This is a genomic window from Enterobacter sp. 01-M-02-SI-ECC, from assembly GCF_047530595.1.
Lineage (GTDB): Bacteria > Pseudomonadota > Gammaproteobacteria > Enterobacterales > Enterobacteriaceae > Enterobacter > Enterobacter cloacae_M.
Genome location: NZ_JBLKCZ010000006.1, coordinates 121385 through 134563 on the forward strand (window position 1 = coordinate 121385; position 13179 = coordinate 134563).

Annotated in this window: 9 protein-coding genes; 2 read left to right on the plus strand and 7 right to left on the minus strand. The window is 58.6% G+C overall.

From position 1 onward, the window contains the following. Positions 1–11: 11 nt before the first annotated feature. Complete coding sequence (gene yicI / locus ACMWLG_RS10790) at positions 12–2330, plus strand: alpha-xylosidase (protein WP_045400356.1); 2319 nt, start codon at positions 12–14, stop codon at positions 2328–2330. Positions 2331–2487: 157 nt separating this feature from the next. Here the strand turns inward: yicI and ACMWLG_RS10795 are convergent, their stop codons facing one another. Both ACMWLG_RS10795 and xanP read right to left on the minus strand, forming a co-directional pair. Further along, the gene (locus tag ACMWLG_RS10795; protein WP_045400352.1) at positions 2488–4176 is read right to left on the minus strand and encodes an AsmA family protein; all 1689 of its coding nucleotides are present in this window, start codon (positions 4174–4176) and stop codon (positions 2488–2490) included. A 119-nt stretch (positions 4177–4295) separates the two neighbouring features. Next, positions 4296–5687, minus strand: a complete 1392-nt coding sequence (gene xanP / locus ACMWLG_RS10800; protein ID WP_023309879.1) for a xanthine/proton symporter XanP — start codon at positions 5685–5687, stop codon at positions 4296–4298. 225 nt (positions 5688–5912) lie between these two features. On the opposite strand from xanP, the gene gltS reads away from it, so the two are divergent. After that, positions 5913–7115, plus strand: coding sequence for a sodium/glutamate symporter (gene gltS, locus ACMWLG_RS10805; protein ID WP_023309880.1), 1203 nt, complete (start codon positions 5913–5915; stop codon positions 7113–7115). 2 nt (positions 7116–7117) lie between these two features. Here the strand turns inward: gltS and recG are convergent, their stop codons facing one another. The 5 genes from recG to gmk are packed head-to-tail and all read right to left on the minus strand — an operon-like array spanning position 7118 to position 12984. Then, positions 7118–9199: an ATP-dependent DNA helicase RecG gene (gene recG / locus ACMWLG_RS10810; protein WP_045400349.1), complete on the minus strand. Its 2082-nt coding sequence runs from the start codon at positions 9197–9199 to the stop codon at positions 7118–7120. A gap of 3 nt (positions 9200–9202) precedes the next feature. Beyond that, entirely contained in the window at positions 9203–9892 is a 690-nt protein-coding gene (gene trmH / locus ACMWLG_RS10815; RefSeq protein ID WP_045354723.1) for a tRNA (guanosine(18)-2'-O)-methyltransferase TrmH, read from the minus strand. A gap of 4 nt (positions 9893–9896) precedes the next feature. Then, positions 9897–12011: a bifunctional GTP diphosphokinase/guanosine-3',5'-bis pyrophosphate 3'-pyrophosphohydrolase gene (gene spoT, locus ACMWLG_RS10820; protein WP_045400346.1), complete on the minus strand. Its 2115-nt coding sequence runs from the start codon at positions 12009–12011 to the stop codon at positions 9897–9899. Between the two features lie 19 nt (positions 12012–12030). Further along, complete coding sequence (gene rpoZ, locus ACMWLG_RS10825) at positions 12031–12306, minus strand: DNA-directed RNA polymerase subunit omega (protein WP_000135058.1); 276 nt, start codon at positions 12304–12306, stop codon at positions 12031–12033. A gap of 54 nt (positions 12307–12360) precedes the next feature. Beyond that, positions 12361–12984, minus strand: a complete 624-nt coding sequence (gene gmk, locus ACMWLG_RS10830; RefSeq protein ID WP_010426438.1) for a guanylate kinase — start codon at positions 12982–12984, stop codon at positions 12361–12363. Positions 12985–13179: the final 195 nt, after the last annotated feature.

Consider the following 13179-nt stretch of genomic DNA (forward strand, 5'->3'; position numbering starts at 1 on the left):
AGGACGAGAGCATGAAAATCAGTGATGGAAACTGGCTTATTCAACCGGGCCTGAACGTGACGTATCCGGTTCAGGTGTTCGACGTGGAGCAGCAGGGCAACGACCTGGTGGTGTTTGTTGCGCCGCGCGACGTGCGCGAGCGCACCTGGCAGCTCGACACGTTGATGTTCACGGTGCGCCTGTTTTCCCCGCAGGAAGGGATTGTCGGGGTGCGCATCGAGCACTTCCAGGGCGCGCTAAACAACGGCCCGCACTATCCGCTTAACGTTCTGAAAGACGTGAAGGTAGAGATTGAAAACAACGCCGAGTTTGCCGAGCTGAAAAGCGGCAGCGTCAGCGTGCGCGTCACCAAAGGCGAGTTTTGGGCGCTGGATTTCCTGCGCGACGGGCAGCGCATCACCGGCAGCCAGCTGAAAAACAACGGCTACGTGCAGGATACCAACGCCGACCGCAATTACGTATTCGAACGTCTGGATCTGGGCGTGGGGGAAACGGTCTACGGTCTGGGCGAGCGCTTTACCGCGCTGGTGCGCAACGGCCAGACGGTCGAAACCTGGAACCGCGACGGCGGCACCAGCACCGAGCAGTCCTACAAAAACATCCCGTTCTACCTGACCAACCGCGGCTACGGCGTGCTGGTGAATCACCCCGAGAACGTCTCGTTTGAAGTCGGCTCCGAGAAGGTCTCCAAAGTGCAGTTCAGCGTGGAAGGGGAATATCTCGAATACTTCGTGATCGACGGCCCGACGCCGAAAGAGGTGCTGAACCGCTATACGCAGTTCACCGGGCGTCCGGCGCTGCCGCCTGCCTGGTCGTTCGGCCTGTGGCTCACCACCTCGTTCACCACCAACTATGACGAAGCGACGGTAAACAGCTTTATCGACGGCATGGCCGAGCGCGACCTTCCGCTGCACGTCTTCCACTTCGACTGCTTCTGGATGAAGGCCTTCCAGTGGTGCGATTTCGAGTGGGACCCGGTGACCTTCCCGGACCCGGAAGGGATGATCCGCCGCCTGAAAGAGAAAGGGCTGAAGGTCTGCGTGTGGATCAACCCGTACATCGGCCAGAAATCCCCGATCTTCCGGGAGCTGAAAGAGAAGGGCTACCTGCTCAAGCGCCCGGACGGCTCCCTGTGGCAGTGGGACAAATGGCAGCCGGGGCTGGCGATTTACGACTTCACCAATCCGGACGCGTGCCGGTGGTATGCCGACAAGCTGAAAGGCCTGGTGGAGATCGGCGTCGACTGCTTTAAGACCGACTTCGGCGAGCGTATCCCGACGGATGTGCAGTGGTTTGACGGATCCGATCCGCAGAAAATGCACAACCACTACGCCTACATCTACAACGAGCTGGTGTGGAACGTGCTGAAAGAGACAGTGGGGGAGGAAGAGGCGGTGCTGTTTGCCCGCTCGGCGTCCGTCGGGGCGCAGCAGTTCCCGGTGCACTGGGGCGGCGACTGCTACGCCAACTACGAGTCGATGGCCGAAAGCCTGCGCGGCGGGCTGTCGATTGGCCTGTCCGGCTTCGGGTTCTGGAGCCACGATATCGGCGGGTTCGAAAACACCGCTCCGGCGCACGTCTATAAACGCTGGTGCGCGTTCGGACTGTTCTCCAGCCATAGCCGACTGCACGGCAGCAAATCCTACCGCGTGCCGTGGGCGTACGATGACGAGTCCTGCGACGTGGTGCGCCACTTCACGCAGCTGAAGTGTCAACTGATGCCGTATCTGTATCGTCAGGCGGCGCTGGCGCGCGAGTTTGGCACGCCGATGCTGCGGGCGATGATGCTGGAGTTCCCGGACGATCCGGCGTGCGATTACCTCGACCGCCAGTACATGCTGGGGGATTCGTTGATGGTGGCGCCGGTGTTTTCCGAGGCGGGCTACGTGCAGTTCTACCTGCCGGAAGGACGCTGGACGCACCTGTGGCACAACGACGAAATTCAGGGTAGCCGCTGGCATAAGCAGCAGCACGATTTCATGAGCCTGCCGGTCTACGTGCGCGACAATACGCTGCTGGCGCTGGGCAGCAACAACCAGAAGCCGGACTACGCGTGGAATGAGGGGACGGCCTTCCAGCTGTTTAACCTGGACGACGGCGCAACGGCGGTGAGCCAAGTGCCTGCGGCGGACGGCTCCGTGGCGTATACGCTGAAGGCGTCACGTCGGGGCGACATCGTTACCTTTACCGGTGCGGGAGACGCACAAAACTGGTCGGTGTGCTTGCGCAACGTGCAGAAGGTGAGCGGCGTGAAGGGCGGTTCACACGCTGGCAGCGAGTGGGGCGTGGTGGTGAAAGCGGAGGGAAATGAGGTGGTGGTTCACTTCTGAGCTGGAAAAATGCCCGGTGGCGCTTCGCTTACCGGGCCTACGATAATTATGCGGTCTGGTGCCCTCACCCTGACCCTCTCCCACAGGGAGAGGGAACAAACATCAAAAACGGCAACAGGGTTGCCGTTTTGCATTTACCTTGCGCCACCCGGCTTGTTTATTGCACCGGTGTTGAAACCACTCCGCCCGTCATCGTCTGCTGTACCTGCTGTTTATCCATATTCACCGCGTTCAGCTTGCCGTTCACCGTTGGCTTCAACGGGGCATTTGCCTGCACGCTGCCGCTGGCGGTGAGCTGAATATTGCCGTCGCCCGTAATCGACAGCGCAGGCCAGCCCCACTGCTGCAGCACGTTGAGCGGCACGCCGCGCCCGTTCAGGCTCACCGTAGTCTGCCGCTGCGGAAGCTGTGAAACCGTCGCCGTTGCTTCAAGAATACCTTTCTCGGTAAAGGCGCTAAGGTCGGTAATGTTCACCGTGGCGGCGTTCGCATTCAGCGCGAGCGACGGACGGCGCACGTCGACGCGGTTAAAGGTCGCCGCCGCGCCGTTCAGGGTCGCGCTGCCGCCCCAGATGCCCCACTGGCGATCTTTCACCAGCTGCAGGTTTGCGCCATAGCCATCCAGAGAGGTGATCTGCCACGGGAAGGCAGGATCGATGTCGATCACCAGGTTACGGCTCAGGCCGAATTTTTGCAGCGTGACGCTGTTCAGCCATTCCGGCAGGGGCTCCATCCAAAGCGTTTTCCAGTTCTGCGGCAGGGTGTACTCCAGCCCGGCGATGGCAACATCGTCCAGCACCAGCGCTTTGCCATCGCGCAGCCAGTTACCGGACGTGCGAACCATGCCGCCTTCCCAGCGGGAGGTGAACTGACGCAGCGCCATGCCCTGCGGGGAAAACTCCGCATTCAGGATCGGGTCAAACAGATGCAGGGAGCCGTAGATAAACTCGCTGGCGTTCATGGACAGGCGGCCTTCCTGGCTCTGCCAGTCGCCTTTGCTGAGAGTCAGGTTGCGCAGGCTTAAATCGAGATCGGTCACCGCCCAGTCCGGGCCCTGAAGCCGGGCGTCGGTCACGTCCAGACGACCAATTTGCAGAGAAGGGATGGAGGCCAGCGGCGCAAAGAACGCCATTAGCGTTTTATCGCTCTGCAGGCGGATCTCATTCAGGCGCATGGTGTCGATAATCCAGCTCCCGTCGGCGTTGCGCAGGGCGGAGCCGGTAAGCGAGCCACGGGCCATATCGGCGCCAATCGTTTTCAGCACCACTTCCCTGCCGTTAAGCTGGCCCTCGATCAGCACGTTGGTTGCCGGTACGCCGTTCAGGGTCAGCGAGCCCGCGCTCATCTGGATCTGCGCGTTGTTCCCCAGCACGTTGCCCGCTTCCGGCTGCCACGGGCTGACGCCGCCCGTGACCTTTTGCGCGCTCAGGTCCCATTCGGTATTCGGGCTGTTAAACGCCATATTGTTCAGCTGCAGGCGATCCGCCTGGAACGGCAGCGGTGCCGTTTGAGGCGAGAGATTCAGCGTGCCGTCGAACAGGGTGATGGTGTCCATATGCAGCGGATCGGTTATCTGGCGGCTGCTCAGGCCGATATCGACTTTTTTGGCAACCAGCGTGGCGGGTTTACCGTCCCGACCGAAGGTGACGTTTTCCAGAATGATGTGGGAAGGCGACGAAAAGCGGTGATTCATCTTGTCGAAACTGAGTTCGTAGTCGGTATTCACCGTCACCCAGCTGCTGACCTGAGACGCGCCCCAGCGGGTCTGGAGCAGAATATAGAGCGCCAGCAGCACAATGAGCAGGGCTACCAGAAGATAGATGAGGAGCTTTCCAATAAATTTCATGGTCTTCCATCCCGCAAAACGCACATAAGGGAGTTATGCACGATTTATGCGCAATCCTCAAGGCGGGAATGGTGTAATTAGATGTCACGGCAGGCATTGACTACCTGCCGTGAAGATGATCAGTTCTTTTCAGGCGGGAAAACGAGGTTCAGAACGATAGCGGTGATACCGCCCGCGGCAATGCCGGAAGAGAGCAAGTTTTTCACCCAGTCAGGCGCAAACTGCAGGATCAGCGGCTGCTGGGACACGCCCAGGCCAACGGCCAGCGACAGCGCGATAATCATGATCGCGCGGCGGTTCAGCGGCTCGCGGGAGACAATACGCACGCCGGAGGCCGCGATAGTGCCGAACATCACCAGCGTCGCGCCGCCCAGCACTGGCTCAGGGATATGCTGCACAAAGCCGCTTACCGCCGGGAACAGGCCGAGAACGATCAGCATCAGCGCCACCACAAAACCGACGTAGCGGCTGGCAACGCCGGTCAGCTGGATCACGCCGTTGTTCTGACCGAAGCAGGAGTTCGGGAAGGTGTTGAATACCGCAGAGACAAACGAGTTCAGGCCGTTCGCCAGCACGCCGCCTTTGAGGCGCTTCATGTACAGCGGGCCGGACACCGGCTGCTCGGAGACGTCCGAGGTGGCGGTGATATCACCGATGGTCTCCAGAGAGGTGATCATAAAGACCAGCATCAGCGGCAGGAGCAGGCCCCAGTCAATGCCCAGTCCGTAGTACAGCGGCGTAGGAACGACGATCAGCGCGCTGTTGGTCGGCGCGGTGTTCTCCGGCAGCATGCCCAGCGCCCACGCCAGCAGGTAGCCCGCCGCCATGGCGATCACCAGCGAGGCGACGCGCAGGTAAGGGTTACGCTGACGGTTAAGCAGAATAATGATCGCCAGCACGACACCCGCCAGCAGCAGGTTTTTCGGCGCGCCGAAGGTGTGGTCGCTCATTGCGGCATAGCCGCCGCCGATGGACGTCAGGCCCACCTGGATCAGCGACAGGCCGATAATCATCACGACCACGCCGGAAACCAGCGGGGTGATGACGCGGCGAGCCAGATGCAGAACGCGGGAGATCACCATCTCCGTACAGCTGGCCAGCATCAGCGTGCCGAACAGCGCCGCCATCATGGTCGGAACATCCGCACCGCCGGTTTTCAGCGCCGTACCGCCCATGATCAGCGGTGCCACGAAGTTAAAGCTGGTGCCCTGAATCGACAATAATCCCGACCCCACCGGACCCCACGCTTTAATTTGAATAATCGAGGCCACGCCGGAGGCGAAGAGAGACATGCTGATAATGTGCTGCGTGTCCTGCGCCGGTAAACCGAGCGCCTGGCAAATCAGCAGCGCCGGGGTGATCACCGCAACAAACATTGCCAGAAGATGCTGGCAGGCGGCGAAAAGCGTTTGCGGCAGCGGCGGGCGGTCTTCAAGGCGGTAAATCAGTTCGCTATTTTGCTTCTGCGCAATCGGTTGCGCATCAGGCGACTCTATGGTGTTAACGGACATCGGCGGCAATCCCACGGTGGAAAAGCGGGCATTTTATCTGACCACCTGGTAAAAGCAAACGATTGCCAGCAAAAAAAGGGAAGAAAATCTGCTGCTGTGAGCAGGTTTTCTACAACGCGTGGGGAAAAAAAATTACACTTTTTGCGCCGGGAGCTCATGAAGAGCGCAACCCGGCCCAGGATAACGCCGCGTGTGTATGGAACACGCGCATTACAGGAGCCTTTTATGATTCATCTCGATACGTTGTCGACCCTTGTTGCCGCAACGCTGGTTCTTCTGCTTGGTCGCAAGCTGGTACATAGCGTTTCCCTTCTGAAGAAATACACCATTCCTGAACCTGTCGCCGGTGGCCTGCTGGTGGCGCTGGCCCTGCTGATACTGAAAAAAAGCATGGGCTGGGAAATCGATTTTGATATGTCCCTGAAAGATCCGCTGATGCTGGCCTTCTTTGCCACTATCGGCCTGAACGCCAACCTGGCGAGCCTGCGCTCGGGCGGTAAGGTGCTCGGCGTATTCCTGATTGTGGTGGTGGGGCTGCTGCTGATGCAAAACGCCATTGGCATCGGCATGGCAACGCTGCTGGGGCTGGATCCGCTGATGGGATTGCTGGCGGGGTCGATTACCCTTTCGGGCGGTCACGGAACCGGGGCCGCGTGGAGCAAGCTGTTCATCGAGCGCTACGGGTTTGAAAACGCGACGGAAGTGGCGATGGCCTGTGCGACCTTTGGCCTGGTGCTGGGGGGCCTGATTGGCGGCCCGGTGGCGCGGTATCTGGTTAAGCACTCCACCACGCCGAACGGCAGGCCTGACGATGAGCTGGTGCCGACCGCGTTCGAAAAGCCGGACGTCGGGCGCAGCATTACCTCGCTGGTGCTGATTGAAACCATCGCGACGATCGCCATCTGCCTGACCGTGGGCAAAGTGGTTGCGCAATGGCTGGCGGGGTCCGCGTTTGAACTGCCGACGTTTGTCTGCGTGCTGTTTATCGGGGTGATCCTGAGCAACGGTCTGGCGCTGATGGGCTTCTACCGCGTGTTTGAACGGGCGGTATCGGTGCTCGGCAACGTCTGCCTGTCGCTGTTCCTGGCGATGGCGCTGATGAGCCTCAAGCTGTGGGAGCTGGCCTCGCTGGCGCTGCCGATGGTGGCGATTCTGGCGGTACAGGCGCTGTTTATGGCGCTGTACGCCATGTTCGTGACCTGGCGCATGATGGGCAAAAACTACGATGCGGCGGTGCTGGCGGCGGGTCACTGCGGGTTTGGTCTGGGGGCCACTCCAACGGCTATCGCCAATATGCAGGCGATCACAGAACGGTTCGGGCCATCGCACATGGCGTTTCTTGTGGTCCCGATGGTTGGCGCATTCTTCATTGATATCGTCAACGCGCTGGTGATTAAGCTGTATCTGATGCTGCCGATGTTTGCCTGAAATCAGGCGTTGGAATAGCGCTCGGTTTCCGGCATCCAGCGCTCAATTAACGCTGCCGCCTGTTCGGGGTAGTGTTCATGAATATGGCGAGCCAGGCGCTGAACTTCTGGGATCATGGCCTGATCGCGCAGCAAATCCGCCACTTTAAACTCGGCGTTCCCCGTCTGACGCGTGCCCAGCAGTTCGCCCGGGCCGCGGATCTCCAGGTCTTTTTGCGCAATCACAAAACCGTCGTTGCTGTCGCGCAGCACCTGAAGACGCATCTGGGCGGTTTTGGAAAGAGGCGCTTTGTAGAGCAGAACGCAGTGGGACGCAACCGCGCCACGGCCGACGCGCCCGCGCAGCTGGTGGAGCTGGGCAAGGCCGAGACGCTCCGGGTTTTCGATGATCATCAGGCTGGAATTCGGGACGTCCACGCCGACTTCGATCACCGTGGTGGCGATCAGCAAATGCAAATCACCCTGTTTGAACGACTGCATGACCGCCTGTTTTTCAGCGGGCTTCATGCGTCCGTGAACCAGACCCACGTTCAGCTCCGGCAGCGCCAGCTTAAGCTCTTCCCACGTGGCTTCGGCAGCCTGCGCTTCCAGCAGTTCAGATTCTTCAATCAGCGTACAGACCCAGTAGGCCTGACGCCCTTCCTGGGTGCAGGCGTTGCGCACGCGGTCAATGATATCGCTGCGGCGCGTGTCGGGAATGGCGACCGTGGTGACCGGCGTACGGCCCGGCGGCAGTTCGTCGATGGTGGAGGTATCCAGATCGGCGTACGCGGTCATCGCCAGGGTGCGCGGGATCGGCGTGGCGGTCATGATCAGCTGATGCGGGTGGAAGCCCTGCTGCAGCCCTTTCTCCCATAATGCCAAACGCTGATGCACGCCGAAGCGGTGCTGCTCGTCGATGATCACCAGCGCAAGACCGTTAAACTGCACCTGCTCCTGGAAGATAGCGTGCGTGCCGACAATTATCTGCACCTGCCCGCTGGCAATAGCCTCCTGTTGCGCAAGGCGCGCTTTGCCTTTTTGCTTCCCGGCAAGCCAGCCCACTTCAATCCCGAGTGGCGCAAACCAGGCGCGGAAATTGTTGGCGTGCTGTTCAGCCAGCAGCTCGGTCGGCGCCATTAGCGCCACCTGTTTACCGTGGGCAATCGCGCGCAGGGCCGCCAGGGCGGCAACCAGCGTTTTACCGGAGCCCACGTCGCCCTGCACCAGGCGCATCATCGGCACGTCGAGCGCCATATCGCGTTCAATCTCGGCGGTGACGCGCGCCTGCGCGCCGGTGGGCTTAAACGGCAGAGAGGCCAGCAGCTTATCTTTGAGCGCATCATTCTGGCTTAACGGCTGAGCGTGGAAACGCTGCGCGCCCGCGCGAAGCGCCAGCATGCTCAGGTTATGTGCCAGTAATTCCTCAAGAATAAGACGCTGTTGGGCGGGGTGTTTGCCGCTTTCTAAATCGCTGAGCTGCAGCGTTGGCGGCGGTCGATGCAGGGTTCGCAGCGCCTCGGGCAGGCTCATCATGCCCTGCGCCAGCTCGGGCGGCAGCAGCTCGGAAATGGCGCAGGTATCCAGCAGCTCCAGCGCCTGATCGGTGAGCTTACGCAGCGTCGCCTGCTTGATGCCTTCGGTCGTCGGGTAAACCGGGGTAAGCGTCTCCTGCATTTCCGGCGTGCTGAGATCGCCCTGCACGCGGTACTCCGGGTGGATCATCTCTGCGCCGTATTTCCCGCGTTTGGCTTCGCCATAGGCCAGCACTCTGCGGCCCGTCGCCAGGCTGTTTTTCATCGCCGCGCTGAAGTTGAAAAAACGCATGGTGAGAATGCCAGTGCCGTCGCTAATCTGGCAGGTCATCATCCGGCGTCCGCCGAAGGTGATGTTGCAGTTCAGGACTTCGCCTTCAACGGTGGCGTAAATAGCGGGAAGGAGATCGCCAATCTTGTAGAGCTGAGTGCGGTCTTCGTAACGCAGGGGGAGGTGAAGCAGGAGATCCTGCACGGTGTGCAGGCCAATTTTTGCCAGCTTATTGCTTTGCGCCGCGCCCACGCCTGTCAGGCTGTTAAGCGGGATGGCATCCAGCAGGCGGCCTTTCATCGCTTACCCGGCGTACTGCATGGTGGCCCACCACTCGGCATCGGCTTCAATTTCGCCCTGCGCATTGACGTGAGGGTAAGGCAATTTTTTCTGCTTCGCAACGCGAGCCAGCACCGGATAACCACCTTCAAACAGCAGGCGCTGCTGTTCATCTTCCGGCAGCATGCTGTTGCTGCGCTCGTACATCCCGGCGTTCTGACGCTGGCGCTGCGCTTCATACAGAATGAGTGCGGACGCCACGGAGACGTTCAAAGACTGCACCATGCCGATCATCGGAATGATAATGTCACGATCCGCCAGATCCAGCGCTTCCCGGGAGATCCCGGTTTTCTCCTGACCCATCAAAATGCAGGTCGGGCGGGTGTAGTCGATCTCGCGGAAATCTACGGCTTTAGCTGACAGGTTAGTGGCAAGGATCTGCATCCCGCGCCCTTTCAGGTGCGATACGGCTTCGCCAATGGTGTGATGATTTTTGACAGACACCCAGCTGTTGCTGCCTGCCGCCGCCGAGACCGTATTGCGCATACGGCCGTCCGGCCAAACGGCGTGCACTTCATGCACACCGACGGCATCTGCGGTACGAACGATAGCAGAGACGTTATGAGGTTTGTGCACCTGCTCCATGCAGACCGTCAGGTCAGGCTGACGCCTGGCGAGCATTTCGCAGATACGTGCATAACGTTGTGAATTCATAAACCTAGTTTCGGTTTCGGGTGACTTTAATCACGTCCGGCATGACGCGGATCTTGCGCATAATATTCGCCAGATGCACGCGGTCGCGGGCGGTCAGACGAATAAAGGCGCTGTACACGCGGCCATCTTTTTCTTCCGTATTCAGGCTTTGAATGTTGGAAGAAGCCGTGTTGATCGCTGCCGTCAGGTTCGCCAGGGCACCCTGATGGTTGAACATATCCACCTTAATTTCGGTGATAAATTCCTGCGCCGTCTCTTTATCCCACTCGACCGCCATAAACTTCTCGGCCTCTTTCTGGTAGCCGCGAATGTTACGACAGGACTCGTGGTGGATAACCAGCCCTTTACCCGGGCTGACGTGCGCAATAATCGGGTCGCCAGGGATTGGACGACAGCATTTTGCGAAGGTGATCAGTACCCCATCCGCGCCTTTAATCGGCAGGTGTCCGTGGCTTTGCGTGGTTGCAGGCACCGCTGTCGTGTCGCCTTGCTGCAGGTTCTTCGCCACCACCACGCTCATGGCGTTGCCGAGGCCAATCTCTGCAAGCAGGTCGTCAAGCGACGCGAGCTTCATGCGCTCCAGCTCGCGCTGGACGTTCTCCTGCGGAATTTCAGCCAGCTTACGGCTGCCGCCCAACGCGTGGTTGAGCAGACGACGCCCCAGGCTGACGGAATCATCACGCTTGAGGTTTTTCAGCAGCTGGCGAATTTTGGCGCGTGCTTTGGAGCTCACGACAAAGTTCAGCCAGGCCGCGTTCGGACGTGCGCCCGGCGCGGTAATAATTTCTACCGTCTGGCCGCTGGAGAGCGGCTGAGAGAGCGGATAAGGCTGTCTGTCGACGCGCGCGCCTACGCAGGCATGCCCGATATCGGTGTGCACGGCGTAAGCGAAGTCGACCGGCGTTGCGCCCGCAGGCAGTTCGACAATGCGGCCTTCTGGGGTGAAAACGTAAATCTCATCCGGGAAGAGATCGGATTTAACGCTCTCGATAAATTCAAACGAGCTACCCGCACTCTGCTGAAGCTCCAGCAGGCTCTGCATCCAGCGCTGGGCGCGGATTTGTGCGGTCGTGCTGCTTTCGCCACCGTGCTCTTTATACGCCCAGTGTGCGGCAACACCCATCTCTGCCATCTGGTCCATGTCTTCGGTGCGAATTTGCACCTCAACAGGCACGCCGTGCGGACCGATCATCGAGGTGTGCAAAGATTGATAGCCGTTCGCTTTTGGGATAGCGATGTAATCTTTCATGCGCCCCGGACGCGGTTTGTAGAGGCTGTGCATCTGCCCCAGCACGCGATAACAGGTGTCCGAGTCGTTGACGATCACGCGAAAAGCGTAGATATCCATGATCGAGTGAAAACGCTGCTCTTTGAGCACCATTTTGCAGTAGATGGAGTACAAATGTTTTTCACGACCGCTGACGCGGCACGGGATTCCCGCTTCCTGTAAGCGCCCTTCAATTTCCGAGAGGATTTTTTGAATCATCTCTTTACGGTTACCGCGTGCGGCTTTCACCACCTCTTTAATCACGCGATAGCGGTTCGGGTACAACGCTTCAAAACCCAGCTCTTCCAGCTCGGTTTTAATGTGGTGAATACCTAAACGGTGCGCCAGCGGACTGTAGATTTCGAGAGTTTCACGGGCAATGCGGCGACGTTTATCCGGGCGAAGTGAGCCCAGCGTGCGCATGTTGTGGGTACGGTCAGCGAGTTTGATGAGAATGACGCGGATATCCTGCACCATCGCCATAATCATCTTGCGGAAGTTTTCGGCTTGCGCCTCTTTCTTGTCGCGGAAATTCAGCTTATCAAGCTTAGAGACCCCTTCCACCAGTTCGGCAACGCTTTTGCCAAACAGCTGTTCCATGTCCTGATAAGTGGCAGGGGTATCTTCGATCACGTCATGCAGCAGAGCGGCCATCAGCGTTTCGTAGTCGAGTTTCATCTCGGCCAGAATACAGGCCACCGCTACCGGGTGCGTGATATAGGGTTCACCGCTTGAACGTGTCTGGCCCTCGTGAGCGTCACGTGCAACGAGATACGCCTGCTGAAGACGCTTAATCTGGTCTTCAGGCAGGTAGGTTTGAATCAGTTGATTCAGGCTTTCAAACAGATACAAGGGCGACCCGCAGGTTTAATTAACGACGACCTTCAGCAATAGCGGTTACGGCCTGCAGTTCTGCGGCTTCCTGCTCTTGCTGCTCCTGGCGCTCACGCACGTCGAGGATCTGGTTGTTGATCAGACCTTCTTCGATTTCGCGAAGTGCAATAACGGTGGTTTTATCGTTTTCTTCCGGTACCAGCGGATCTTTACCGCCTACCTGCATCTGACGAGCGCGACGCGCGGCGACCAGCACCAGGTCAAAACGGTTACCAATTTTCTCTACAGCGTCCTGAACAGTTACGCGTGCCATACTTAAAATGCTCCACAGGTGAAGAAATGACTGGGCATGATACTGAAAGTGGGTTCAGTCTGCCAACAGTTTGGTGATTAATGCGTCATGTCGCTGCTTCTGGCGGCTCATACGCAGACGTTCTGCACGAAGAATGGTTTTGAGATCGCTCAGTGCGGCATCAAAATCATCATTCACAATAAGGTAATCATATTCCGCGTAATGGCTCATTTCTGCAACAGCCTGTTCCATACGCTTTGCGATCACTTCTTCGCTGTCCTGACCGCGGCCACGCAGGCGGCGATCCAGCTCATCTTTCGATGGCGGTAAAATAAAGATACTGCGCGAGTCAGGCATTTTCTTACGAATTTGCTGTGCGCCCTGCCAGTCGATATCAAGGAACACATTCACGCCCGTGGCAAGAACCTGCTCAATGGTTTCACGCGAGGTACCGTAGTAATTACCGAATACTTCAGCGTGTTCAAGAAACGCGTCTCTGCCGATCATCGCTCTGAATTCGTCGTGATCCACAAAGAAATAGTGTTCACCGTGCACTTCACCCGGACGCGGCGCTCGCGTGGTGTGAGAAACAGAAACCTGTGTGTCGTACAACGGTTGGGTTTTTAACAGTGCCTGAATAAGGCTGGATTTACCCGCGCCACTAGGGGCAGAAACAATATAAAGCGTGCCTTGAGCCATGAGAGTCTTTTGTATGTGTTAACGAAGAAGTCCTACATACGGGCTTATTATACACGTCACCGCCGTGTGACGTAGCCTTTGTCACACTTTTTCCCCTGGATTATTGAATTTTGCGTGCCGTTTTCAGGTTTTATCCGTGGTTTTCAGCAACCAAAAGAAACACCGGATAGCGTCTCGCATTGTGAAACGTTGCCG